Annotated in this window: 20 protein-coding genes; 1 reads left to right on the top strand and 19 read right to left on the bottom strand. The window is 60.5% G+C overall.

Features of this window, described 5'->3' with window-relative positions; translation table 11 throughout:
* Window positions 1–148 precede the first annotated feature (148 nt).
* The 18 genes from mdoH to hutC all read right to left on the bottom strand — a co-directional run bounded on the left by mdoH (window position 149) and on the right by hutC (window position 23,384).
* On the bottom strand, window positions 149–2,719 hold the full coding sequence (mdoH, locus tag AC07XF_RS05670; protein ID WP_495025725.1) for a glucans biosynthesis glucosyltransferase MdoH: 2,571 nt from the start codon (window positions 2,717–2,719) through the stop codon (window positions 149–151).
* Window positions 2,712–4,526, bottom strand: coding sequence for a glucan biosynthesis protein G (locus tag AC07XF_RS05665; protein ID WP_495025724.1), 1,815 nt, complete (start codon window positions 4,524–4,526; stop codon window positions 2,712–2,714). Before AC07XF_RS05665 ends, mdoH begins: the two co-directional genes overlap by 8 nt.
* A 321-nt stretch (window positions 4,527–4,847) precedes the next feature.
* The gene (gene dtd, locus AC07XF_RS05660) at window positions 4,848–5,285 is read right to left on the bottom strand and encodes a D-aminoacyl-tRNA deacylase (RefSeq protein ID WP_495025723.1); all 438 of its coding nucleotides are present in this window, start codon (window positions 5,283–5,285) and stop codon (window positions 4,848–4,850) included.
* Window positions 5,282–6,253 carry a prolyl aminopeptidase gene (pip, locus tag AC07XF_RS05655; RefSeq protein WP_007989268.1) on the bottom strand — a complete coding sequence of 324 codons (972 nt, stop codon included), beginning with the start codon at window positions 6,251–6,253 and terminating at the stop codon, window positions 5,282–5,284. The genes dtd and pip overlap by 4 nt, the downstream gene beginning before the upstream one ends.
* Window positions 6,254–6,357: 104 nt before the next feature.
* Window positions 6,358–7,263: an alpha/beta hydrolase gene (locus tag AC07XF_RS05650; RefSeq protein ID WP_495025722.1), complete on the bottom strand. Its 906-nt coding sequence runs from the start codon at window positions 7,261–7,263 to the stop codon at window positions 6,358–6,360.
* 146 nt (window positions 7,264–7,409) lie between these two features.
* Window positions 7,410–8,366 carry a choline ABC transporter substrate-binding protein gene (locus AC07XF_RS05645; protein ID WP_495025721.1) on the bottom strand — a complete coding sequence of 319 codons (957 nt, stop codon included), beginning with the start codon at window positions 8,364–8,366 and terminating at the stop codon, window positions 7,410–7,412.
* Window positions 8,367–8,630: 264 nt separating this feature from the next.
* On the bottom strand, window positions 8,631–9,434 hold the full coding sequence (hutG, locus tag AC07XF_RS05640; protein WP_495025720.1) for an N-formylglutamate deformylase: 804 nt from the start codon (window positions 9,432–9,434) through the stop codon (window positions 8,631–8,633).
* A gap of 10 nt (window positions 9,435–9,444) precedes the next feature.
* Window positions 9,445–10,650, bottom strand: coding sequence for an imidazolonepropionase (hutI, locus tag AC07XF_RS05635; protein ID WP_495025719.1), 1,206 nt, complete (start codon window positions 10,648–10,650; stop codon window positions 9,445–9,447).
* A gap of 17 nt (window positions 10,651–10,667) precedes the next feature.
* The gene (locus AC07XF_RS05630; protein ID WP_495025718.1) at window positions 10,668–12,074 is read right to left on the bottom strand and encodes an amino acid permease; all 1,407 of its coding nucleotides are present in this window, start codon (window positions 12,072–12,074) and stop codon (window positions 10,668–10,670) included.
* A gap of 109 nt (window positions 12,075–12,183) precedes the next feature.
* Window positions 12,184–13,716 (bottom strand): histidine ammonia-lyase, encoded by a 1,533-nt coding sequence (gene hutH / locus AC07XF_RS05625; RefSeq protein ID WP_495025717.1) that lies wholly within the window; start codon window positions 13,714–13,716, stop codon window positions 12,184–12,186.
* Window positions 13,717–13,830: 114 nt separating this feature from the next.
* Window positions 13,831–15,354: an HAL/PAL/TAL family ammonia-lyase gene (locus tag AC07XF_RS05620; protein ID WP_495025716.1), complete on the bottom strand. Its 1,524-nt coding sequence runs from the start codon at window positions 15,352–15,354 to the stop codon at window positions 13,831–13,833.
* Window positions 15,355–15,494: 140 nt separating this feature from the next.
* The gene (locus AC07XF_RS05615) at window positions 15,495–16,325 is read right to left on the bottom strand and encodes a quaternary amine ABC transporter ATP-binding protein (RefSeq protein ID WP_007989255.1); all 831 of its coding nucleotides are present in this window, start codon (window positions 16,323–16,325) and stop codon (window positions 15,495–15,497) included.
* The gene (locus AC07XF_RS05610) at window positions 16,322–17,173 is read right to left on the bottom strand and encodes an ABC transporter permease (protein ID WP_007989253.1); all 852 of its coding nucleotides are present in this window, start codon (window positions 17,171–17,173) and stop codon (window positions 16,322–16,324) included. The genes AC07XF_RS05615 and AC07XF_RS05610 overlap by 4 nt, the downstream gene beginning before the upstream one ends.
* Window positions 17,174–17,243: 70 nt before the next feature.
* Window positions 17,244–18,212, bottom strand: a complete 969-nt coding sequence (locus tag AC07XF_RS05605; RefSeq protein ID WP_057397170.1) for an ABC transporter substrate-binding protein — start codon at window positions 18,210–18,212, stop codon at window positions 17,244–17,246.
* Window positions 18,213–18,281: 69 nt separating this feature from the next.
* Window positions 18,282–19,754, bottom strand: coding sequence for a purine-cytosine permease family protein (locus tag AC07XF_RS05600; protein ID WP_495025715.1), 1,473 nt, complete (start codon window positions 19,752–19,754; stop codon window positions 18,282–18,284).
* Between the two features lie 151 nt (window positions 19,755–19,905).
* On the bottom strand, window positions 19,906–21,588 hold the full coding sequence (gene hutU, locus AC07XF_RS05595) for a urocanate hydratase (RefSeq protein WP_495025714.1): 1,683 nt from the start codon (window positions 21,586–21,588) through the stop codon (window positions 19,906–19,908).
* 519 nt (window positions 21,589–22,107) lie between these two features.
* Window positions 22,108–22,677, bottom strand: coding sequence for a HutD/Ves family protein (locus AC07XF_RS05590; protein ID WP_495025713.1), 570 nt, complete (start codon window positions 22,675–22,677; stop codon window positions 22,108–22,110).
* The gene (gene hutC / locus AC07XF_RS05585; RefSeq protein ID WP_161793960.1) at window positions 22,674–23,384 is read right to left on the bottom strand and encodes a histidine utilization transcriptional repressor HutC; all 711 of its coding nucleotides are present in this window, start codon (window positions 23,382–23,384) and stop codon (window positions 22,674–22,676) included. Before hutC ends, AC07XF_RS05590 begins: the two co-directional genes overlap by 4 nt.
* Before the next feature lie 146 nt (window positions 23,385–23,530).
* Here hutC and AC07XF_RS05580 point away from each other — a divergent pair, with 146 nt between their 5' ends.
* Complete coding sequence (locus tag AC07XF_RS05580) at window positions 23,531–24,895, top strand: formimidoylglutamate deiminase (RefSeq protein WP_495025712.1); 1,365 nt, start codon at window positions 23,531–23,533, stop codon at window positions 24,893–24,895.
* Window positions 24,896–25,015: 120 nt separating this feature from the next.
* Here AC07XF_RS05580 and AC07XF_RS05575 read toward each other — a convergent pair whose 3' ends face one another.
* Window positions 25,016–25,585, bottom strand: a complete 570-nt coding sequence (locus AC07XF_RS05575) for a lipocalin family protein (RefSeq protein ID WP_495025711.1) — start codon at window positions 25,583–25,585, stop codon at window positions 25,016–25,018.
* Window positions 25,586–25,604: the final 19 nt, after the last annotated feature.

Genomic DNA, 25,604 nt, shown 5'->3' with positions numbered 1-25,604 from the left:
GAACGATCAGGCAAAAAAAACCCCGCTGGGTAGCGGGGTTTGTGTAGGAGCGAGCTTGCTCGCGATGGTCGTTAACGAAAACGCGTGCTTACTGACTAAACGCGGCGCTCTTGAGTCCATCGCGAGCAAGCTCGCTCCTACATTTTTTTCAGGCCAACTGAGGCTGGACGCTCAATGGCTTGAGCGGCAGTTGCGGTGCATGGGGGTCGGCCTTGACCGACTTGCGCCACGCGCCCAGCCACTCGGCATGACCTTCGTTCCAGACCTGATCATGCAGGCGGGCCAGGGCCACCGGATCACTGAGCAGTTGCACTCGCTCATTGTTGGTCAGCCCTTCAGGACCGACTTTCATTGCGTGGCGTACCCGCTCGACCCGCAGCCATTCAATCGGCTCGGCCTCACGGTGACGCGAGGTCGCCAGCGAGCACGCCAGGGCGTTCTGCTGTGGATCGACCACCGAACGGACGAAACCGTCGTTCAGCGCATGCCAGCGATTTTCGTGGGTGTACTGGTCGGTGGCCAGCAATGCCTGCGGCGGATTGTATTCCTCAGGGATCAGGAACAGGCTCTCGTCACGGGACTTGAGGCCCAGGCCGACACGGCTGGAGATCACCGATACCGGGATCGACAGCATCAACGAACCGACAATCGGCACCAGCCACCACAGGAAACTCGGGTTCAGCCAGATCACCAGCATGGCCCAGAAGAAGCCCAGCAAGGTCTGCGGACCGTGGCGCTTGACCGCTTCGCTCCACGGCGTGGAGTCGTCGTCACGTTGCGGCGAGTTCCAGGTCGCGGCCCAGCCGAGGAACGCGGCGAGGACGAAACGGGTGTGGAAAATCATCCGCACCGGCGCCAGCAGCATGGAGAACAGCATCTCCAGCAGCATCGACAGGGTCACCTTGAACTTGCCACCGAACTCTTTCGCTCCCTTGGCCCAGATCAGGATGATGCTCAACAGCTTCGGCAGGAACAGCAGCACGATGGTGGTCGAGAACAGCGCAATCGCCTTGTCCGGGTGCCATTGCGGCCACAGCGGATAGAGCTGGCGCGGTTCCAGGAAGTACTGCGGCTCCATCAGCGTGTTGACCGCCAGCAGCGCGGTCGACAGCACAAGGAAGAAGAACCACAACGGCGCCGACAGGTAGGACATCACGCCGGTCAGGAACACCGCACGGTGCACCGGGTGCATGCCCTTGACCAGGAACAGGCGGAAGTTCATCAGGTTGCCGTGGCACCAGCGACGGTCACGCTTGAGTTCGTCCAGCAGGTTTGGCGGCAGTTCTTCATAGCTGCCCGGCAAGTCGTAGGCAATCCACACGCCCCAGCCAGCACGGCGCATCAGCGCGGCTTCGACGAAGTCGTGGGACAGGATCGCACCGGAGAACGCACCTTTACCGGGCAACGGCGCCAGGGCGCAGTGATCGATGAACGGCTTCATGCGGATGATCGCGTTGTGGCCCCAGTAGTGCGACTCGCCCAGTTGCCAGAAGTGCAGGCCGGCGGTAAACAGCGGGCCATACACGCGAGTGGCGAACTGCTGCATGCGCGCATACAGGGTGTCCATGCCCGACGCACGCGGCGCGGTCTGGATGATCCCGGCGTCCGGCGTGGCTTCCATCAGGCGCACCAGACTGGTCAGGCACTCGCCGCTCATCACGGAGTCGGCGTCGAGTACGACCATGTACTTGTAGTCACCGCCCCAACGACGGCAGAAGTCGTCGAGGTTGCCGCTTTTACGTTTTACGCGACGACGGCGGCGGCGATAGAAAATCTTGCCGAAACCCCCGGCTTCGCGGCAGACATCCAGCCAGGCCTGTTGCTCGGCGACGCAGATATCAGCGTCGTTACTGTCGCTGAGGACGAAGAAGTCGAAGCGGTCCAGGTCACCCGTGGCCGCGACCGACTCGAAGGTCGCCCGCAGGCCGGCGAACACCCGAGGCACGTCTTCGTTGCAGATCGGCATCACCAGGGCGGTGCGCGCATCTTTCGGAATCGGTTCATTACCGGCGCTGGCACCGGAAATACGGTACTTGTCGTGACCGGTGAGCAACTCAAGGAAGCCCATCAGCGCCGTCCAGAAACCGGCCGATACCCAGCAGAACAGAATCCCGAACAGAATCAGGATGCTGGTCTGCAACGCATACGGCAGCACTTGCGTGGCGGTTTGCAGCAGCGGTTGGTGCAGCACTTCGTTGAGGTCGACGAACGACCAGCCCTGGTACGGCATGATGCCTTTCATGTACCAGCCGGCGACGATGGTCTGGCCGAGCATCAGCAGCAACAGAATGTAGCGACGGATCGAACCGACGGTACGCCAGCGGGCAGCCGGCAACACCCGTTCGTCCTTCGGCGGCTTCGGCGGGTTGGTGCGACCGGTCATCCGACGCCAGCCGCGCACCAGAATGTTGGTGCGCCACGGCTCTGGCACAACCTTGGTCCGACGGATCGGCGGAGTCGCCTTGAGGCAGACCCGGCCGTTGGCGTCGAGCGCCAGCATTTCCGCGTCCTGCAGCTCTTCGGCGGTGCTCAGGGTCAGGCGTTTGCCAACCGAAGCCTGGGCGGCTTCGGTCGGGGCATCGAACGTCGATGACGACAGGCGTTCATGCAATTCGCTGAAAGACTGGCAGCCCGCGAGTTCCGCGCGCTGCTCGTCGGTCATTGGCAGATGCGCCAGATACTCGGAAAGAGATTCTGGCCGTACTTGAGAGTTACTCATCGGCAGGCAACTGATAGCTCCAGGTCTCGGTCAGGACTTCTTCAGTCGGGGCCGATTCCGGTGTGGCTGGGGCCGCGTCGGCAGCGGCAGGCTGCTTGGCGTCTTTATTGGCCTTGTCCTTGGCATCTGCAACAGGCTTCGCGTCAGCCTGCTTGGCCTCCGCTTGCTTGGCTTCCTTGTCCTCTTTCTCTTGTTGCTTGGCGGCAACCTTGTCGGCCTTGGCAACCGACGAGTTCGACGACGGAATCGACGTCTTGGCCAGATCCGCCGGCACGATGTTCTGCACCAGCGCGGCACGCATCTCGGTGGCCTTGCCCGGATCCTTGATCTTCATCCGCAGGGTCAGGCGCCAGCCCTTGGTTTCAGGGTTGTAGCGCACGCTGTTTTCCACCAGCTCGGCGTTGTCGCCGACGCTGACCTGGCTGCGAACCTCCGCTTCGGGCGGCAATGCCGCCAGGGACGGGCCTTCGAAGTCCACCAGGTAGGCAACGCTGCCGTCCGGCTGACGAATCAGGTTGGACTGTTTGACGTCACCGGTGGAACGCAGGGTCTGTTTGACCCAGGCGCTGTCCGGCGCGTGAATCGCCGATTCGTCCATGGTCCAGTGCATACGATAAGCGACATCGAGCGGCTGACCAGGTTCCGGCAATTTTTCCGGGTTCCAGAACGCCACGATATTGTCGTTGGTTTCGTCGGCGGTCGGAATTTCGACCAGATCGACGGTGCCCTTGCCCCACTCGCCTTTCGGTTCGATCCAGGCACTTGGGCGCTTGTCGTAGCGATCGTCGAGGTCTTCATAGTGGCTGAAGTCGCGACCACGTTGCAGCAAACCGAACCCACGCGGGTTTTCCACGCTGAAGTTACTCACGGCCAGGTGTTTCGGGTTGTTCAGCGGACGCCAGATCCACTCGCCGTTGCCGGCATGGATCGCCAGGCCGCTGGAGTCGTGCAGCTCGCGACGATAGTTCAGCACTTTCGACGGCTGGTTGGCGCCGAACAGGTACATGCTGGTCAACGGGGCGATACCCAGTTTGCCAACTTTGTCGCGCAGGAACATCTGCGCCTTGACGTCGACGATGGTGTCGCTGCCCGGACGCAGAATCAGGCGATAGGCGCCGGTGGCACGAGGAGAGTCCAGCAGGGCGAAGATCACCAGGTGCTTGTCGCCTGGCTTGGGCTGTTGAATCCAGAACTCGCGGAAACGCGGGAATTCCTCGCCGGACGGCAACGCGGTATCGATGGCCATGCCGCGAGCGGACAAACCATAGATGTGCCCTTTGCCGACGACGCGGAAGTAGCTCGCGCCGAGCATGGTCATGATTTCGTCTTGCTTGTCGGCCTTGTTGATCGGGTACAGCACACGGAAACCGGCATAGCCCAGTTGTTCAGTGGCCTTGGGATCGAATTTCATGTCGCCGAAGTCGAAACGACTCGGGTCGTATTTGATCTCTTCGACGGTGTTCGCCGTGATTTCGTTGATTTTCACCGGCGTATCGAAATGCATGCCCTGGTGATAGAAGGACAGCTTGAACGGCGTCTTCTGATCGGCCCATTCGGCTTTTTCCGTCAGAAAACGAATTTTCTGATAGTCCGCGAATTTCATGTCGCGGAACTCGTTCGGCAGGTTACTGCGCGGCGCTTCGTATTTCTGCGCGGCCAGCTCTTTTGCCTTGGCCGATACATCATCCAGACTGAATGCCCAAAGCTGGCCGGCGCTGAGCAGGCAGAGCAATGCAGAGCCCGCTACCAGGGCGCTGCGTAACCGTTTGGCAGACAATTTTGGTGCGTTACAGGGACTAACAATCACGAGCAACCCTCGCCGAAAACAGATCAAAAAACCAACGGCCAGTTAAAGGGTCTGCACGGTGTGCGGTATGAAAAAACCGCCCTTGCAAACCACTCTTGCCAAGTTGGCGAGCATTGTTCCGACTCCGCTGGGGCGAAATGATTCCCCAATCGGATCCGGACAAGTCTCTACCTAAGTCAAAATGGACCAACGAACGCTGATCCCCGTAGCGCGCGATTATCTAGTAGGCCGCGTTACAACGCATCAGGGGTAACAAAGTATTTATCGCGAAAACGCCCTGTTTTCAGTCGATATGAGCTTAAAAACTTGTTTCAAGCGCTTTCACGTCTGTAACAGGAAGGTTACCGGGCCATCATTGACCAGATGCACCTGCATATCCGCGCCGAATCTACCTGATGCCACAGTGCCATGCACCTGTTTCGCTTTGCTTAATAGATAGTCGAATAGTTCCTCGCCCAGCGCCGGAGGGGCCGCGGTCGAGAAACTCGGACGCAGCCCGCTTTTGGTATCGGCAGCCAGGGTGAACTGAGAGACCAGCAGCAGCCCGCCGCCCACATCCGCCAAGGACAGATTCATCTTGCCCTCAGCGTCACTGAACACCCGATAGTTAAGCAGCTTATTTAGAAGTTTGTCGGCGCTGGCCCGCGTGTCGTCGGGCTCGACGGCCACCAGGACCAGCAATCCCTGATCGACGGCACCCACGACTTCGCCCCCGACCTCCACCCGCGCGCCACGCACCCGTTGCAGCAGGCCCTTCATGCTTCTTCAGGCGGCAGGTCGAGCAGACGCCGGGCCATCTGATCGGCGGCGCGTACCAGCGCGTCGGTGATTCCCGGTTCGGAAGCGGCATGGCCGGCATCGCGGATGACCTGCAGTTCACTGTTCGGCCAGGCTTGATGCAGTTCCCAGGCGTTATCCAGCGGGCAGATCACGTCATAGCGGCCATGGATGATCACGCCGGGCAAATGGGCGATCTTGCCCATGTTGCGGATCAGCTGGTTTGGCTCCATGAAGGCGTGGTTGCTGAAGTAATGGCATTCGATGCGGGCAATCGACAATGCACGTTGTGGCTCGGAGAAGCGATCGACGACCAGCGGGTTAGGACGCAGGGTCGCGGTGCGGCCCTCCCAGGTGGACCAGGCCTTGGCCGCGTGCATCTGGGCAATCTGGTCGTTGCCGACGAGACGCTTGTGGAACGCGGTGAGCAAATCGCCGCGCTCGTCCAGCGGGATCGGCGCGATGTAGTCCTGCCAGTAATCGGGGAACAGACGGCTGGCGCCGGCCTGGTAGAACCATTCGATTTCCTGCGGACGGCAAAGAAAGATCCCGCGCAGGATCAGGCCGTGTACCCGCTCAGGATGGGTTTGGGCATAGGCCAGCGCGAGGGTCGAGCCCCAGGAGCCGCCAAACAGGACCCATTTGTCGATGCCCAGGTGCTGGCGAATCCGCTCAAGGTCGGCGACCAGATCCCAGGTGGTGTTGTTTTCCAGGCTGGCGTGGGGGGTGGAGCGACCGCAACCGCGCTGATCGAAAGTGACAATGCGATAGAGGTTGGGATCGAAGAAGCAACGACTCTGGGCATCACATCCGGCACCGGGGCCGCCGTGGATAAACACCACCGGCAAACCTTCCGGTGAACCGCTTTCGTCGACGTACAGGGTGTGGGTTGCATCGACGGCCAGATCGTGCCGGGCGTAGGGTTTGATCTGTGGGTACAAAGTCTGCATTGCGCACTCCGTAAGGGGTCGAGGTCATCCCTGGGGGGACTTCTATTATTCTGCCGTCCGGCATCATAAACCCGATTTACGTCAATGAGCATGCCCGTGCGGAGTCAGAGTTTTGCCGCCAGGTATCCGAACAAGGTTTCGTACAGTGCATCGACCTCGGCCGCCTGCCCGCGTGCCCGCAAACAGCCATGGACCAAGCCCTCGCCGACATAAAGTGTGGCAGCCACGCCTGCCGCATTCAGTCGCTCGGCATACAGCACGCCGTCATCACGCAACGGGTCGAATTGCGCCACGGCGATCAATGCCGGTGGCAGTCCGCTGAAATCCCGGGCCAGCAATGGCATGGCGTAGGCATTCGGTTGGCGGGTGCCGCGCAGGTAAAGCGCGTGATAGCAATCAACGTCACTGCTGCTGAGCAACGGCGCGTCGATGCACTCACTGCGCGACGGCAGCCGATGATCGCCGCCCAACCCCGGATAGATCAGAACCTGTGCGCACGGCAGCGGCTCGCCGGCATCGCGCAGCGCCAGGCACAACGCCGCCGCGAGGTTGCCACCGGCACTGTCGCCGGCCACCAGCGTACGCGCAGGGTCGAGTTGAAACGGCCCGTTGCGCAGTGCTCGCCAGACCTTCAGGCAATCATCGAACGCGGCGGGAAACGGATGCTCCGGTGCCCGGCGGTAATCAACGGCTATCACCAACACACCGAGGGTCGAGGCCAGTTCGGCGCAGATGAAATCGTGGGAATCCAGGTCCCCCACCACCCAGCCGCCGCCATGCAGATAAACGATGCAGGACGCACCACTGGCCGGCGGTTGATAGGAACGAATAGCAACGCCGGCCAACTCGAAATCGACCACATACAACCCGGCCGGGCGCGCCGGGGTAAACGCCCGGCACATCTCACTGTAGGCCTGGCGCAACCCGGTAATGCTGCTGTCGGTGCTGTTGAAACTGACGGTTTTCTCGACGAATGCCGTCATTTGCTCGGAAAGCGGGTAAGGAGCCATGAGCCTGGTGTCAGCCTTTTCAGAGGTGCATGGGAAGACCAGGTTCCTGTGGGAGCGGGCTTGCTCGCGAAGAGGCCAGCACATTCAACCTCTATGTCGACTGTCAATCCGCCTTCGCAAGCAAGCTCGCTCCTACAGGTTTGATGTCAGTTCTTCAGGCTGGCCTGAACTGTTGCCACGCCATCCTTGCCATCAAAACTGCTGACACCCGCCAGCCAGCGCTGCAAGTCTTCGGGATGATCACGCAGCCATTTCTTCGCGACATCCTGAGCGGTTTGACGCTCCATGATCGGCACCATCAATTGGCTTTCCTGGGCGGCGGTGAAGGTCAGGTTTTCCAGCAGCCGATTGACGTTCGGGCAGCGCTCGGCGTAATCCGGGGCAGTCACGCTGGAGACGGTCGCAGCACCTTCATTCGGCCCGTAGACATCTTCACTGCCAGTCAGATAGGCGATCTTCATGTTGATGTTCATCGGGTGCGGGGTCCAGCCGACGAACACCACGAACTCCTTGCGATTCACCGCCCGCTGCACGGCCGCCAGCATCCCGGCCTCGCCGGACTCGATCAGTTTGAAGTCCTTCAGGCCAAAGTGATTGGTCTCGATCATGGTCTTGATGGTGGTGTTGGCGCCGCTGCCCGGCTCGATGCCGTAGATCTTGCCGCCTAGCTGCTCCTTGAATCGGGCGATGTCCGCGAAGGTTTTCAGGCCGGCTGCTGCCACATAATCAGGGACCGCGAGGGTGGCCTGGGCATCGGCCAGGCTCGGTTTGTCCATGACCTTCACCTGATTGGCCGCCACGAACGGTGCGATGTTTTTATCCATCGCCGGTTTCCAGTAACCCAGGAAGATGTCCAGGCGCTTGTCGCGGATGCCGGCGAAGATGATTTGCTGCACGGCGCTGGTTTGCTTGCTTTCGTAGCCGAGACCGTTGAGCAGCACATCGGCCATGCCGCTGGTGGCGATCACGTCGGTCCAGTTGACCACGCCCATGCGCACGGTTTTGCAGGAGGCGTCGTCCGCCGCCATGGCGCCGGCGCTCAGCAGAGCGGTGCCGCAGAAGATTGAGAGACAGCGGGTGAACAGACCTTTGGGGCTTGTCATAGAGAGCATTCTCGTGCGGCAGCGGATTATTGTCGGGGTGGTGTCTTTGTGCACCGTGGCCAGAACATTACGCAGCAGACGAGCGATGAAAGCGACCTGTGGCGACCGTGTTTTGCACGGTGGCGACTCATGATCCGTATCAAGTCGAACACATACCCTGTGGGAGCGGGCTTGCTCGCGAAGATGGGGTGTCAGACGACATCAATGTGGCTGATCCACCGCCTTCGCGAGCAAGCCCGCTCCCACAAGGTTATGCGTCAGGGATTAGCGCTTGTAGTGTTTCTCGCCCCAAGCCAGCAGCCCTTGCAACAACTCCTTGAGCACCACACGCGTCGGCTCCGCCAGGTCCGGGCGATAACGGAACGGCTCGAACTCTTCCATGTACGTGCACTGTCCCAGCTCCAGTTGTACGGCGTGGATGTTCTCGGCCGGGTTGCCGTAGTGGCGGGTGATGTGGCCGCCCTTGAAGCGTCCGTTCAGCACGTGGGTGTAATTGTCGTGTCGCGCGCAGATGGCTTCCAGCTGACTGGCCAACTGTGGATCGCAACTGGCGCCGTTGAAGGTACCGAGGTTGAAGTCCGGCAGTTTGCCGTCGAACAGGTGCGGAATCAGCGAGCGAATCGAGTGCGCATCGAACAATAGTGCGTAGCCGAACTCGGCTTTCAACCGCGCCAGTTCCTGCTGCAAGGTGCTGTGGTACGGCGTCCAGATTTGCTCCAGGTAGGTGGCGCGCTCCTCTTTCGAAGGCTCCATCCCTTCGCGGAACAACGGCACGCCGTCGAACAGCGTGGCCGGGTACAAGCCAGTGGTCGCACCGACGTACAACGGTTTGTCGTCGGATGGCCGGTTCAGGTCGATGACGAATCGCGAATACTCGGCGGCCAGGGTGCTGGCACCCAGTTCGGCAGCGAAGTCGTACAGCTGCGGGATGTGCCAGTCGGTGTCCGGCAGGCTTTTCGCCTGTGGGATCAATCCGGCCTCGACCGCAGGTGTCAGACGCACACCGGCGTGAGGCATGCTGATCAGCAGCGGTACGCGGCCTTGCTTGAAGTTCAGAACCTTGTCCACAACTGTTCTCCTAAACGCTTGTTTCGACGCCGTGACGCACGACGCGTTTTTCCAGGTCGCCGCCCAGCCAATATGACAGGTCGGCCGGACGATCGATTTGCCAGGCGACGAAGTCCGCAAACTTGCCTGCCTCCAGCGAACCGTGAGTCTCGGCCATACCCAACGCGGTGGCGGCATGAATGGTCGCGCCGGCCAGGGCTTCTTCCGGGGTCATGCGGAAACAGGTGCAAGCCATGTTCAGCATCAGGCGCAACGACAACGCAGGCGAGGTGCCTGGGTTGAGGTCGCTGGCGATGGCAATCTTTACGCCGTGTTTGCGCAGCGCATCCATCGGCGGCAACTGGGTTTCCCGCAGGAAATAGAAAGCGCCGGGCAGCAACACCGCAACGGTGCCGGACTTGGCCATGGCGATGGCGTCGTCTTCGGTCATGAATTCCAGGTGATCGGCCGACAATGCGTGGTAACGCGCCGCCAGGCTCGAACCGTGCAGCGACGACAATTGCTCGGCATGCAGCTTCACCGGCAAGCCGAGTTCTTGTGCGGTGATGAACAGCCGCTCGACCTGCGCAGGGGAAAACGCCAGGTACTCGCAAAAAGCATCCACCGCATCCACCAACCCTTCGGCAGCCAGGGCCGGAAGCATTTCGGCGCAGATGTGTTCGATGTAGTCATCGGCGCGATCCGCGTATTCCGGTGGCAAAGCGTGAGCGGCCAGACACGTGCTGCGTACACTGATCGGCAATTCGGCGCCGAGGCGACGGATGACCCGCAGAATCTTGCGTTCGCTGGCCAGGTCCAGACCGTAACCGGATTTCATCTCGACCGTGGTCACGCCATCGCGCATCAGGCTCTTCAAGCGCTTGGCGGCGCTGGCAAACAGCTCGTCTTCACTGGCCGCACGAGTGGCACGCACCGTGCTGGCAATGCCGCCACCGGCCGCGGCAATTTCCGAATAGCTGACGCCTTGCAGGCGCTGTTCGAATTCGCCACTGCGGTTACCACCGAACACCGTGTGGGTGTGGCAGTCGATCAGGCCCGGGGTAACCCAGGCCCCGTTGAGATCATTGACGGCCTGGTATTCGCCGGACGGCAGTTCGCTACGCGGGCCGACCCACTCAATGTGCGCACCGGACGTCACGATGGCCGCATCCTCGATGATCGAGTAGACGCCTTGCGCCATGGTTGCGACGTGACAGTGTTGCCAGAGCGTTTTCATCCTTGGCCTCCGTTAGGTTATCGATGAGAAAAAGCAGGTTCCTGCTCTACTCGTGCTGCCTGCCCTGCCGCAGGTTTTACCCACATCAGGTAGGCCAGCACCAGCAATACAATCCAGACCACGCCGACGATCAGAGCCGCCTGGGTGTCCGGGAAATAGCCCAGCACGCCGAAGACGAACAGCATGAAGGCAATCGCCGCCATTGGCGCGTAGGGCCAGAACGGCACCGGGAACTTCAACTGTGCGACCTGCTCTGCGCTCATGGATCGACGCATGGCCACCTGGGTGAACAAAATCATCAACCAGACCCACACCGTCGCAAAAGTAGCGATGGACGCGATCAACAGAAATACGTTTTCCGGGATCAGGTAGTTCAGCAGCACACCCAGCAGCAGTGCGCAGCTCATTACCACCACCGTCAACCATGGCACACCATTGCGCGACAAACGGGCAAAACCCTTGGGTGCGTGCCCTTGCTGTGCCAGGCCATACATCATGCGGCCAGCGCCGAAGATATCGCTGTTGATCGCCGATACTGCCGCCGAGATCACCACGATATTAAGGATGGTCGCCGCCGAACTGATCCCCAGGTTGTCGAAAATCTGCACAAACGGACTGCCTTGGCTGCCGATCTGCTGCCATGGAAAGATCGACATCAGCACGAGCATCGTCAGCACGTAGAACAGCAGGATACGCAACGGTACGGCATTGATCGCCCGGGGCAGCACGTGCTGCGGGTCTTTGGCTTCACCGGCCGTTACGCCGATGATTTCAATGCCGCCGAACGCAAACATCACCACCGCGAACGAAGCGATCAGGCCGCCCACGCCGTTGGGCATGAAGCCGCCCTGGGTCCAGAGGTTGCTAATGTCAGTCGCTTGGCCGGGGGCCGTACTGATGCCGAACAGCATGATGCCGAAACCACCCAGGATCATTGCGACAATGGCCGCGACCTTGAGCAGCGACAGCCAGAACTCCATTTCGCCGAAGACTTTGACGTTGCACAGGTTCAAGCCGCCGACCACCGAAACGATGCCCAGCACCCAGATCCAGCGGGAGACTTCCGGAAACCAGAAACCCATATAAATGCCGAACGCGGTGACGTCGGCCATACCGACGATGACCATCTCGAACGCGTAGGTCCACCCGAGGATGAAACCGGCCATCGGCCCCAGATAGGTGCTGGCGTACTGGCCAAAAGAACCAGCCACCGGGTTGTGCACCGCCATCTCGCCGAGGGCGCGCATAACCATGAACACTGCCGCGCCACCGATCAGGTAGGCGAGCAGTACCGCAGGCCCGGCCATTTGAATAGCCGAGGCAGAACCGTAAAACAGCCCGGTGCCGATCGCCGACCCCAGTGCCATGAAGCGAATATGTCGGGCAGAGAGCCCGCGTTTCAAACCCTTTGCTGACTGTTGCATTGCTCGTCCTTAATTATTGTTATTCGACGCAAAATCGAATCGCTGGCAAGCCAGCTCCTACAGGTTCAACGCGATCCATGTGGGAGCGGGCTTGCTCGCGAAGGAGCCCTTACAGACTAGGCAGCAACTTCACTGTCACCAGCTCGTTCAAGCAACGCGAGGCCAACAATTCAGACGCCGCATTGATGTCCGGCGCAAAGAAACGGTCCTTCTCATAGAACGGCACTTCGTTACGCAGAATCGCCCGCGCCTTTTCCAGTTTTGGCGAGGTCTTCAGACCATTGCGCAGGTCCAGGCCCTGGACCGCCGCCAACCATTCCACCGCGAGAACCCCGCGAGTGTTCTCCGCCATTTCCCACAGGCGCTTGCCGGCAGCCGGGGCCATGGAAACGTGGTCTTCCTGGTTCGCGGACGTCGGCAGACTGTCCACCGAATGCGGATGGGACAGTGCCTTGTTTTCGCTGGCCAGTGCCGCCGCCGTCACTTGGGCGATCATGAAGCCGGAGTTCACGCCGCCATTGGCCACCAGGAACGGCGGCAGTTGCGACATGTGCTTGTCCATCATCAGCGAGATGCGGCGCTCGCTCAGGGAACCGATTTCGGCGATGGCCAACGCCATGTTGTCAGCGGCCATGGCCACCGGCTCGGCGTGGAAGTTACCGCCGGAAATCACGTCGCCTTCCGCTGCGAACACCAGTGGGTTGTCGGAGACGGCGTTGGCTTCGATAGCGAGCACTTCGGCAGCCTGACGGAACTGGGTCAGGCACGCGCCCATGACTTGCGGCTGGCAGCGCAGGGAGTACGGGTCCTGGACCTTCTCGCAGTTTTCATGGGAGTCGGAGACTTCGCTACGCTCGCCGAGCAGATCGCGGTAAGCGGCAGCGGCGTCGATCTGGCCTTTCTGGCCACGGGCAGCGTGGATGCGCGCGTCGAACGGCGAGCGCGAGCCCAGCACCGCTTCAACGGTCAGGGCACCCAGCGCAACAGCGCCAGCGAACAGGTCTTCACCTTCGAACAGACCACGCAGGGCATAAGCGGTGGACACCTGGGTACCGTTGAGCAGTGCCAGGCCTTCTTTCGCGGCCAGGGTCAACGGGGTCAGGCCGGCGATTTTCAGCGCTTCGGTCGATTCCATCCACTCGCCCTTGTAGCGAGCCTTGCCTTCGCCCAGCAACACCAACGACATGTGGGCCAGAGGCGCCAGGTCGCCGGATGCACCGACCGAACCTTTCAATGGAATGTGCGGGTAAACCTCGGCGTTGATCAGGGCGATCAGCGCGTCGATCACCACGCGGCGAATACCGGAGAAACCACGGCTCAGGCTGTTGACCTTAAGCACCATGATCAGTCGTACCAGCGCGTCGCTGATCGGCTCGCCAACACCGGCGGCGTGGGACAGCACCAGCGAGCGCTGCAGGTTTTCCAGGTCTTCGCTGGCGATGCGGGTCGAAGCCAGCAGGCCGAAACCGGTGTTGATACCGTAGGCGGTGCGGTTCTCGGCGAGGATCTGCTCCACACAGGCCACACTGGCTTCGATCTGCGCCGAGGCGCTGTGGTCGAGGGTGATTTTGACCGGTTGCTGATAAACATCACGCAGTTGGGCAAGGCTCAGTTGGCCAGGAATCAGGTTAAGCGCAGTCATTTCATGCTCCTTTTGAGAGTTAGTTATTAACTCACCAGACGCTCCGGAGATGTCCGTTGTCCGTCGCGTCCCTCTGTTGGGGGGACGCGCCTTGGCACGCTGGTGTTACTGGGATCAGTGCAGGTTCGGTAAAGCCTTGTGCAGCAAAATCGGGTCTTTCAAAACGCCGGCAGCGGCAGCGATGTCCGGTGCCAGCCAACGGTCCTGGTCGTACGCCGGAACCCGCTCGCGCAGCAGACGCCAGGCAACATCGGTACCGGCTCCGAAGCGTTGTTCCTTGAGGAATTCAAACGCCTGGGCCGCCAGCAGGTACTCAATGGCGAGGATCTGCGTGCAGTTTTCCAGGGCGCGGTGCAGCTTCAGCGCGGCGTTGGTGCCCAGGCTCAGGTGGTCTTCCTGCAGGCCCGAGGTGACGTAGTTGTCGAGCACGGCCGGTTGCGCCAACTGGCGGTTTTCCGCACACAGCGAAGCGGCGACGTACTGGACGATCATCATTCCGGAGTTAACGCCCGGATTGGCCACCAGAAATGCCGGCAGGCCACTGACGTGCGGGTTGATCAGACGATCCAGGCGACGCTCGGCGATGGAGCCGGTTTCCGCCATGGCAATCGCCAGCAGGTCCGCCGCCATCGCCACGGACTGGCCATGGGGGTTGGCCTGGGACACCACGCGGTAATTGTCCGCAGTGCCTAGCACCAGCGGGTTGTCGGTGGCGCCGTTGAGTTCGGTTTCGATCTGCCGGGTCGCGTGTACCAATTGGTCACGAGCGGCACCGTGCACCTGTGGAATCGAGCGGATGCTCAGGGCATCTTGCGTGCGAATGCCTTTGCTCTGGGCAATCACTTCGCTGCCTTCGAGCAAGGCACGCAGGTTGATCCCGACCTGTTGCATGCCAGGGTGCGGCTTGAGCGCGATGATCTCGGCATCGAATGCATCGATCTGCCCGCGCTGGGCTTCGAAGCTCATGGCACCGATTACATCGGCCCATTCCAACAGGCGCGTGGCATCGGCAATCGCCAGGCAGCTCAGGCCGGTCATGCACGGTGTGCCGTTGACCAGGCACAAACCATCTTTCGCTCCAAGCTTGACCGGTTGCAGGCCTTCTTCGGCCAGCGCTTGCTGCGCGGAAACGATCTGGCCGCGATAGCTGACATTGCCGACACCCAGCAGCGCGATGCCGATGTGCGCCATATGGGTCAGGTAGCCCACGGAACCCTGGGATGGCACTTGCGGGGTGATGCCCCGGTTGAGCAATGCCAGCAGCGCTTCGACGACCTGACGATGCAGGCCGGATTTGCCGTGGCTGTAGTTGACGATGGCAGCGCACATGATCGAGCGGGTCTGCTCGTTGGTGAGCGGTGCACCGACGCCACAGGCGTGGCTGAGTAAGGTATTGCGCGACAATTGGCTGAGTTGTTCGTCCTGCAGCGAGACGTTGCACAACGCACCCAGGCCGGTGTTGATGCCGTAGGCACGTTCGCCGCTGGTGACGATGCGCTGGACGATGGCCTGCGCGTTTTCAATCCGTGCCCAGACCTGCGCCGACAGCTCGAGCTGTGCGCCATGACGAGCTACGGCCACCACATCCTGCCAACGCACCGGGGCATCGGCGATAACGATTTTTTCAGCCTGGGACATCATTAACCTCGTGCTTACAACCTGAATATTGATGCAGCTTTACCGGCCCTTTCGCTGGCAAGCCAGCTCCTACAACGCGTGCGCAACTCTGTAGGAGCGGGCTTGCCCGCGAAGGGGCCCGTCCAGCCACCACAATTCTTTTAAACCACCGCCGCCCGACGCTGCACAAAGCGGTCGACATACTCATCCGCCGGCGAATGCAGGATCTCTTTCGGCGTGCCGACCTGGATCAGGCGGCCGTCCTTGAGGATCGCGATGCGGTTGCCAATGCGCACGGCCTCGTCGAGGTCGTGGGTGATGAAGACGATGGTCTTGTGCAGGGTCTTTTGCAGTTCCAGCAACTGGTCCTGCATCTCCGCGCGGATCAGCGGGTCAAGGGCACTGAAGGCTTCGTCCATCAGGATGATGTCGGTGTCTGCCGCCAATGCGCGGGCCAGGCCCACACGCTGACGCATGCCGCCGGAAAGCTGATGCGGGTATTTGTTTTCGTAGCCCTTGAGGCCCACGGTGTTGATCCAGTGCAGCGCACGCTCGGCGCACATGGCTTTGCTTTCGCCACGGATTTTCAGGCCGTAGGCAACGTTGTCCAGCACGCTCTTGTGCGGCAACAGGCCGAAGCTCTGGAACACCATGCTGATCTTGCGCCGGCGAAATTCGCGCAGGGCTTCCATGTCGTATTGCAGGATGTCCACGCCGTCCACCAGGATCGCGCCGCTGGTCGGGTCGATCAGGCGGTTGAAGTGGCGCACCAGGGTCGACTTGCCGGAACCCGACAGGCCCATGATCACGAAGATCTCGCCGCTGCCGATGCTCAGCGACAGGTCGTTCACGCCGACCACGCAGCCGGTTTCGGCCAGCACCTGGTCCTTGGTCTTGCCTTGGCCGACCATGGCCAGCGCGTCCTTGGCACGGTTGCCGAAAATCTTGAAGACGTTCTTGACTTCGATCTTGCTCACGGTTGCGTTGTTCATTTGCTCACCTCATGCCGTGCGCGACCATACGCCTGAGTAATGCGGTCGATCACAACGGCCAGAATCACGATCGCCAGACCGGCTTCGAGGCCACGTCCGACGTTGAGGGTTTGAATCCCCACCAGCACGTCTTCACCCAAACCACGGGCACCGATCATCGAGGCGATCACCACCATCGACAGGGCCATCATGGTGGTCTGGTTGATCCCGGCCATGATGCTCGGCAGGGCCAGCGGCAGTTGCACGCCGAACAGTTGCTGCCAGCGGTTGGCACCGAAAGCGTTGATCGCTTCCATCACTTCGCCGTCGACCTGGCGAATGCCCAGATCGGTCAGGCGGATCAGCGGTGGCGCGGCGTAGATCACCGTGGCGAAAATCGCCGGGACCTTGCCCAGGCCAAACAGCATCAGCACCGGGATCAGGTACACGAAGCTCGGCATGGTCTGCATGATGTCCAGCAACGGCATCAGCACCGAACGCAGGCGATTGCTGCGCGCCGAGAGGATGCCCAACGGCACGCCGATCAGCACCGAAATGACCGTCGCCACCATCATCAGCGCGAGGGTCTGCATCAGTTTGTCCCAGAGGCCGACCGCACCCACCAGGAACAACAGACCGACGATCACCGCCGTGGTCACGACTTTACGGGTCGCGTGCCAGGCCACGCCTGCCACGATGGCCAGCATCAGCCACCAGGGTGCAGCGCGCAGCAGGCTTTCGAGATTGACGATGGCCCACAACAGGGTGTCGGAGATGTGCCGGAACACGTCGCCGTAGTTGGTGACCAGCGAATCGACCCAACCGTTGACCCAGTCGGCGATAGAAAAGGTAAAGCTTTCGGGAAACATAAGAGACTCTCAATCAAGGGGTTGCGATCAAGCGTCCGACTGCCGTTGCCGACAGTCGGCGAAGCTCAACCTACAAGGCCGCGTCGATTTTCTTGGCTGCGTCGTCGCTCACCCACGCGTGCCAGACTTCAGGATGTTCCTTCAGGAAGATCTTCGCCAGTTTTGGCGACTCGATCCGCTCTTTGGTCATGCGTCCCAGGTTCTGGTTCAGCAGGTCGATCGGCACGTTGACCTTTTCCAGCACGGCCACCAGTTCCGGTGCTTCGTCGTGGAAAGTCTTGGACAGGCCGACCTTGATATCCACGGTCTTGTTCACGCCTGGCTTCTCTTCGAGTTTGACCACGTCGACCTGGCCCATCAGCGGCGTTGGCGACCAGTAGTAGAACAGGATCGGCTCGCCACGCTTGTAGCTCGACAGTACGGCGGCATCCAGCGCCGGGCCGGTGCCTGGGCGGAAGTTGGTATAGGTGCTTTCCAGGCCGTAGCTTTTCAGCATTTCGCTGTTATCGAGCTCACAGGTCCAGCCAGCCGGGCAGTTGTAGAAACGGCCCTTGGAGGGCTCTTCGGCGTCCTTGAAGATCGCCGAGTACTTGCCCAGATCGGCAATGTTTTTCAGGTCCGGGGCCTTGGCTTCCAGCTTGCGCTTGGCGTCGCCTTCGATCACGTAGCGCGGGACGTACCAGCCTTCGACGGCACCCACCACTGGCGCGCCAACACCGACGACTTTGCCGGCCTTCTCGGCCTTGTTCCAGACTTCGCTGCGGCCGACCCACTCTTCGGCAAACACCTGGATGTCGTTGCTGCTCAGGGCGTTTTCCATGGTGATGGAGTTGCCTGGCAGGCTGTCGGTCTTGCAGTCGTAGCCTTTCTCCAGCACGACTTGCAGCACGTCGGTCAGGAGCATGGCGCTTTCCCAGTTCAGGCCGGCAAATTTCACCGGTTTGCCGGACTCGCACCAACCCGCCGCTTGAGTGGCGCCAGCGCTGGCCAGCAGGCCCATGGAAAGCAATGTGGTCAGCAGGGTCTTGTTCGATTTCATTGTTGTGACGCTCCTAATCATGAATTGGCTTACGGCAGTCAAGAGGCATCCAGCCCTGGCAACGTCCAATCAGGCCTGCGCTGCAGCGCGACCAGCCTCGCTTTTTTTAGGTTGTACAACACTGTCCTGCTCGACCGGCAGAATCAGTTGATCGGGCACTGCGCCGTGCCATTTTTTCGCGCACACGTAATACAGGGCTGCGGGAAGCACCAGACCGATGATCCAGGAAATATCCACATCACCCAGAGCTGCCACCAGCGGACCGGTGTAGAACTTGGTGGAGATGAACGGCAGCTGCACCAGCACACCGAAAACATAGACGCTGATACCGAGAGGGTTCCAACGGCCGTAACGACCGTTCGGATCGGCCAGTGCCGGCACGTCATAGCGTTCGCGAGTGATGCAGTAGTAATCCACCAGGTTGATCGCGCTCCATGGCGTAAAGAACGCCAGCAAGAACAGGATGAAGGACTTGAACGCACCGAGGAACGAGTGCTGACCGAGCAACGCCATCAGGGTCGCAGCACCGACGATGACCAGCACGAAGACCAGACGCTGCAAGCGCGTGACTTTCAGGTCACCACGGAAACCGCTGATGATGGTCGCGATGCACATGAAGCTGCCGTAGGAGTTCAGCGTGGAGATGGTGACCTTGCCGAACGCGATGCTGAAGTACAGCAGCGCAGCGGTGGCACCGGTACCGCCCAGACCCACGATGTAAGCCACTTCATGGCCAGCGAATTGCCCGTTGGCCGAGGCGGCAGCGAACACGCCGAGGACCATCGCCACCTGTGCACCAATGACCGAACCTGCGCCTGCGGCAAAAAAAGTTTTCACCGAGGAAATCTTGCTCGGCAGGTAGCGAGAATAGTCAGCCACATAAGGGCCGAAGGCGATCTGCCAGGACGCCGCGAGCGACACCGCGAGCAAGAAACTGCTCCAGCTGAAGTGGCGGATTTGCAACAGAGCGCCAACGTCAACCTGGCTCATCAGACGGCTGAACAGATAAACAAAGGCAATCACGCCAATGACACTGGCAACACGGCCGATCCAATGGATCACCCGATAACCGAGCACCGTGACCAGCACGATGACACTGGCGAAAAAGAGGATACCGACGGTGTCGCTGACGCCAAACAACTGGCCCAGCGCCTGGCCGGATAACACGGTTCCCGTTGCGGTGAAGCCCAGGTACATCAAGCACACCAGCACGATCGGGATGGCCGCGCCATACACGCCGAACTGTACCCGGCTGGAAATCATCTGCGGCAGGCCGAGCTTGGGCCCTTGCGCCGCATGCAGCGCCATCACGCCACCGCCGAGCAATTGCCCGATCAGCAGGCCGATCAACGACCAGAACACATCACCGCCGAGTACCACGGCCAGGGCCCCGGTGACAATCGCGGTGATTTGCAGGTTGGCACCCATCCACAGGGTGAACTGGCTAAACAGACGACCGTGTCTTTCCGCTTCCGGGATGTAGTCGATCGAGCGTTTCTCGATCAACGGTTTGTTGCCTGCACGTTCGTCAGTGACAGCCATGGTTCAACCTCTGTGGATTGTTATTCTGGGTTGGGACAACCCCTGTAGGAGCCGGCTTGCTGGCGATGGCGGTTTGCCTGACACCTTGCGGTGTCTGAATCGCCAGCAAGCCGGCTCCTACAGGTTTTTTTGCGTTATGCCGAAGGCTGTTTTATTTGCCGGTAATCATCGGCAGGTTCAGCCCTTGTTCCTTGGCGCAGTCGATCGCGATCTGGTAACCGGCATCGGCGTGACGCATAACGCCGGTGGCCGGGTCGTTGTGCAGGACGCGAGCGATACGCTCGGCTGCTTCGTCAGTACCGTCGCAGACAATCACCATGCCCGAGTGCTGGGAGAAGCCCATGCCGACGCCGCCGCCGTGGTGCAGGGAAACCCAGGTCGCGCCGCTCGCGGTGTTGAGCAGGGCGTTGAGCAGTGGCCAGTCGGAAACGGCGTCGGAACCGTCCTGCATCGATTCGGTTTCGCGGTTCGGGCTCGATACCGAACCGGAGTCCAGGTGATCGCGACCGATCACGATTGGCGCGGACAACTCGCCGCTGCGCACCATTTCGTTGAACGCCAGACCCAGCTTGGCACGCAGGCCCAGGCCAACCCAGCAGATACGTGCCGGCAGACCCTGGAAGCTGATGCGCTCGCGGGCCATGTCCAGCCAGTTGTGCAGGTGGGCGTCGTCAGGGATCAGCTCTTTGACCTTGGCGTCGGTCTTGTAGATGTCTTCGGCGTTGCCCGACAGCGCAGCCCAGCGGAACGGGCCGATACCACGGCAGAACAGCGGACGGATGTAAGCCGGTACGAAGCCTGGGAAGTCGAATGCGTTTTCCACGCCTTCTTCCTGGGCCATCTGACGGATGTTGTTGCCGTAGTCGAAGGTCGGAATGCCCATCTTCTGGAAGTCGAGCATCGCTTTGACGTGCACGGCCATCGATTGCTTGGCGGCTTTGATCACAGCGGCCGGCTCGGTCTTGGCGCGAGCGCGGTATTCGTCCCAGGTCCAGCCGGCAGGCAGGTAGCCATTGAGCGGGTCGTGGGCGCTGGTCTGGTCGGTGACCATATCCGGGCGCACGCCGCGCTTGACCAGTTCTGGAAGGATTTCAGCGGCGTTGCCCAGCAGAGCGATGGAAATCGCCTTGCCTTCTTTGGTGTATTTGGCGATACGGGCCAGAGCGTCGTCGAGGTCGGTGGCTTGCTCATCGACATAGCGGCTTTTCAGACGGAAATCGATGCTGACCTGCTGGCATTCGATGTTCAGCGAGCAAGCGCCGGCCAGGGTTGCAGCCAGAGGCTGGGCGCCACCCATGCCGCCCAAACCAGCGGTCAGGACCCAACGACCTTTCAGGTCATCGTTGTAGTGTTGGCGACCGGCTTCGACGAAGGTTTCGTAGGTGCCCTGGACGATGCCCTGGCTGCCGATGTAGATCCAGCTGCCGGCGGTCATCTGGCCGTACATGGCCAGGCCTTTGGCGTCGAGTTCGTTGAAGTGTTCCCAGCTCGCCCAGTGCGGTACCAGGTTGGAGTTGGCGATCAGAACGCGCGGGGCGTTGCTGTGGGTCTTGAACACGCCGACCGGCTTGCCGGATTGCACCAGCAGGGTCTCGTCGTCGTTCAGGTTGGTCAGGCTTTCGACGATCTTGTCGTAGCATTCCCAGTTACGTGCAGCGCGACCGATACCACCGTAAACCACCAGTTCCTTAGGGTTCTCGGCGACTTCCGGGTCGAGGTTGTTCATCAGCATGCGCAGCGGCGCTTCGGTCAGCCAGCTCTTGGCGGTCAGCTTGTTACCGCGGGCAGCGCGGATTTCGACGTCGCGAAACTTGGTACGTTTATTCTCGGTCACGAAAAGAACTCCTCAGCAATCAATCCAAACCAACCCAGGCAGTGGGCGAGCAAGCCAATGGGCATCAGTGCACACCGGCGAATCAGTGGACGATGGTTGAGTCCTCGCGACTCATACACATACGTCTTTACTTGTACATACAAGCATATGCAATCAAGCGGCCAACTTGTTGGATGAGCATTCAAGAAAAGTTCAGAACCGGCTGGAGAGCGCCTGGAACAAGGGTTCTGGGAAAGATGAAATATTTTCCGGGGGACTTTTGTGGCGAGGAGACTTTGTTACTTGAGCGTGGTTTTGCGCCACGCTGGGGCATTCGGTAACAAAGTGGTGCGCGATGGGAAACGGGGTCGGGGAGAGAAACAACATCGTGGGCAAACATGGCCCTCTGTAGGAGCGAGCTTGCTCGCGAAAGTCGTGAACGAATACGCGTAAAACCAGATGCCCCGTGGTGCATTGAGGTTCTTCGCGAGCAAGCTCGCTCCTACAGAGGATCAGGATTGCCCGCGAAAAGGTGTCAGATCAGTGTGCGGACAGCTCAATCACGCAGCATGGGCCGTTGACTGAGATTTCCAGCAGGCCAGTGTTACCGTCAAGTTGCAGGCAATCATGCCGGTCAAGTTGCGAAGCGTTGTTACCGACTTTCACTTCCAGTGCATCGCTGATGCTGAACACCAACAGCGTACCCGCCGAGCTGAAGAACCGCTGCTCACCGCTCAACCACTGCAACCGTGCACCGTAACGCTGCGGCGCATAAATCAGGTTGAAATCGCGAATCGGGCCGCCGAGCAATGTGCAGGAAACCTTGCTTTCACCGCTGAAGGCAAACGGGTCCAGCGGTAACAGTGACCGAGTATTCTGGCCATCCACTGTCAGGGTCATGCCCTCGCCTTGCAGCACGGTGATTACCCGCTCATAACCGGCGAACGTGGAAAACCCGCCCGATTCACCAATGTCGGCAATCGACAGGCGCCAGCCAAAGCCGTCCAGGCCGGTGCCCGCATCGCGGGTGATTTCTTCGGTGCTGCCGCCGCCGTTTTTCCACGGCATGCGCGGGTAATCTTTGGCGCGTAAAACCTTCAATTGATTCATTTGTGAAAGCGTCCTTCCAGACGATGACGGGAACCGGGGTGGATCAAGCGAGCGGCGGTCACCGGCTGGCGACCGGACCAGGTGCGGCGACGGATCAGCAGGCACGGCTCGCCCTTTTCAATCTGCAGCAATTTGCATTCGGACGGCTCGGCCAGGATCGCCTCGACCACGTGCTCGCCTTCGGTCAGCGGCGCGACCTGGTTCAGGTAGGCGTAGGGCGTTTGCAGGGTGAAGTCCTGCTTGAGGTAGTCCGGTGCCACCAGCGCATTGACGAAACGATCTTCGATTTGCACCGGGATATCGTTTTCGAAATGCACGATCAGCGAGTGGAACACCTTCTGCCCTTCGCGCATGTCCAGCGCCAGGGCGCGCTCGGAACCGGCGGCCTCTTCTTCAAGGGTGATCACCTTGCAGGTGTGGCGATGGCCACGGGAGGCGATTTCGTCGGCAATGTTGTGTACTTCGAACAAAGCGGACTGGCTTTTCGGCTCGGCGACGAATGTGCCAACACCCTGCATGCGCACCAACAGACCGTCGGCAGTCATCTCGCGCAGCGCGCGGTTGATGGTCATGCGGCTGAAGCCCAACTGATTGACCAGTTCGCTTTCCGACGGCACACGATAGTGCGGCGGCCAGTTTCCACTGTCGATTTGCTGGGTGATCATTTGTTTGACGCGGGCGTACAAGGGCGCCGGACTGTCGCCCATGTTCGCGGCCAACGGAGAGACTGGAGGCGGAGTCGGCACGGTTAATCCTTGGTCATTTGATTGATGTCGCTAGCTTGCCGGAGTTTACCGGGCAGGCAAACGTCTGTATATGTATATACAAATAACACACGATGGGGTGCTGAACCATGTCCGCCTTCTTTGCCGAACGCGCGCTGCTGCCTAGTGGATGGGCCAACAATGTACGTCTTGAAGTCAACGCCGACGGCGTATTGACCCATATCCAGGCCGATTCCCATGCAGATGGCGCCGAACGGTTGAGCGGTCCGCTGCTGCCGGGCATGCCGAATCTGCATTCCCACGCCTTCCAGCGGGCCATGGCCGGGCTGGCGGAAGTGGCGGGTAATCCGAACGATAGTTTCTGGACCTGGCGCGACCTGATGTATCGCCTCGTCGGAAAAATCAGCCCGGAACAACTCGGCGTCATCGCCCGTCAGCTGTACATCGAAATGCTCAAGGCCGGTTACACCTCGGTGGCGGAATTTCACTACGTGCATCACGACATCAGTGGCCAGCCTTACGCGGATCCGGCCGAACTGGCCCTGCGTATCAGCCAGGCTGCCAGTTCCGCCGGTATCGGCTTGACCCTGTTGCCGGTGCTCTACAGCCACTCCGGTTTCGGTGGCCAAACGCCGAACGACGGTCAGCGCCGCTTTATCAACAGCACCGAAAACTACCTCAAGCTGCAATCGCGCCTGCAACCGGTTCTGGCGCAGCAACCGGCGCAAGCCCTGGGTCTGTGTTTCCACTCGCTGCGCGCGGTCACGCCGCAGCAGATCAGCGAAGTGCTGGCGGCCAGCGACAAGCAATGCCCGGTGCACATCCACATTGCCGAGCAGCAGAAAGAAGTCGACGACTGCCTGACCTGGAGTGGCCGTCGTCCGCTGCAATGGCTGTACGAGAACGTCGACGTCGATCAACGCTGGTGCCTGGTCCACGCGACCCACGCCAACCCGGAAGAAGTCACGTCGATGGCCAAGAGTCGCGCCATCGCCGGCCTGTGCCTGACCACTGAAGCCAACCTCGGCGACGGGATTTTCCCGGCGGTGGATTTCCTCGCCCAGGGCGGCCGCATGGGCATCGGTTCCGACAGCCATGTGTCGTTGAGCGTGGTAGAAGAATTGCGTTGGCTGGAATACGGCCAGCGTCTGCGCGACCAGCGGCGTAATCGTTTGTATGGTGCGGATCAGCCAATGGTCGGTCGCACGCTGTTTGATGCCGCGCTGGATGGCGGCGCTCAGGCGCTGGGCCAGCCGATTGGCGCGCTGGAAGTCGGCAAGCGCGCCGACTGGCTGGTGCTCGACGGCAATGATCCGTACCTGGCAACGGCCAGCGGCGACGGGATTCTCAACCGCTGGCTGTTTGCCGGCGGCGATCGTCAGGTGCGAGATGTGTTGGTAAACGGCCAGTGGGTGGTGCGCGACGGGCGCCATGCTGATGAAGAAGAAAGCAGCCGCGCCTTCACCCAAGTCCTGCGCGAACTTTTAGGCTGATACAAAACAAAATGTGGAAGCGGGCTTGCTCGCGAAGAGGACATCACATTCAACAGAGATGTTGACTGACAGTCCGCCTTCGCGAGCAAGCCCGCTCCCACATTTGTTATATGCTGACAGTTAGTTCGAGGTCTCGGCCATCTGCTGTTCCGACGCCCGCCAGATCAGCCGCGTGGTGTCGTAACCCTGCTGGCGCGCCTTGCTCAGCAGCTCCTCACGCACCACACCGTTCACGGTCGGTGTGCGTGACAACAGCCACAAATATTTCCGGCTAGGATCACCGACGATGGCAGTCTTGTAGTCATCGCTGACGTACAGCACCCAGTATTCGCCCTTCGCCGTACCCGGGATCAGCCTGGAGAACCAGGTATCGAACTCAATCCACAGCTTGTCGCTCTTGCCGGGCACCTGTGGATAAGCCGTGCCCTTGACCTCTTCCCATTGCCACTGTGCCGTCAGGCAGCGGTTCAACACCGCGACATTGCCGTCGGGCTTGAGTGTGTAATGGGCTTCGGATTGCGCACAGTCGCGCTGGAAGTACATCGGCATGCGAGCCAGCTCGTACCAGGTGCCCTGATAACGCTTGAGGTTGACACTGTTGACCGTCTTGGGCGCCAAAGAATCCTGGCCAGACGTGGCACAGCCGGCCAATACCAGACCGGCAAAAAGGATGATCAATAACCGCTTCATTATTTTTCTCCCGTGGGCA

The sequence above is a fragment of the Pseudomonas sp. GW821-FHT01C01 genome (genome assembly GCF_059422645.1).
This window is presented reverse-complemented; position numbering and strand designations above follow the sequence as displayed.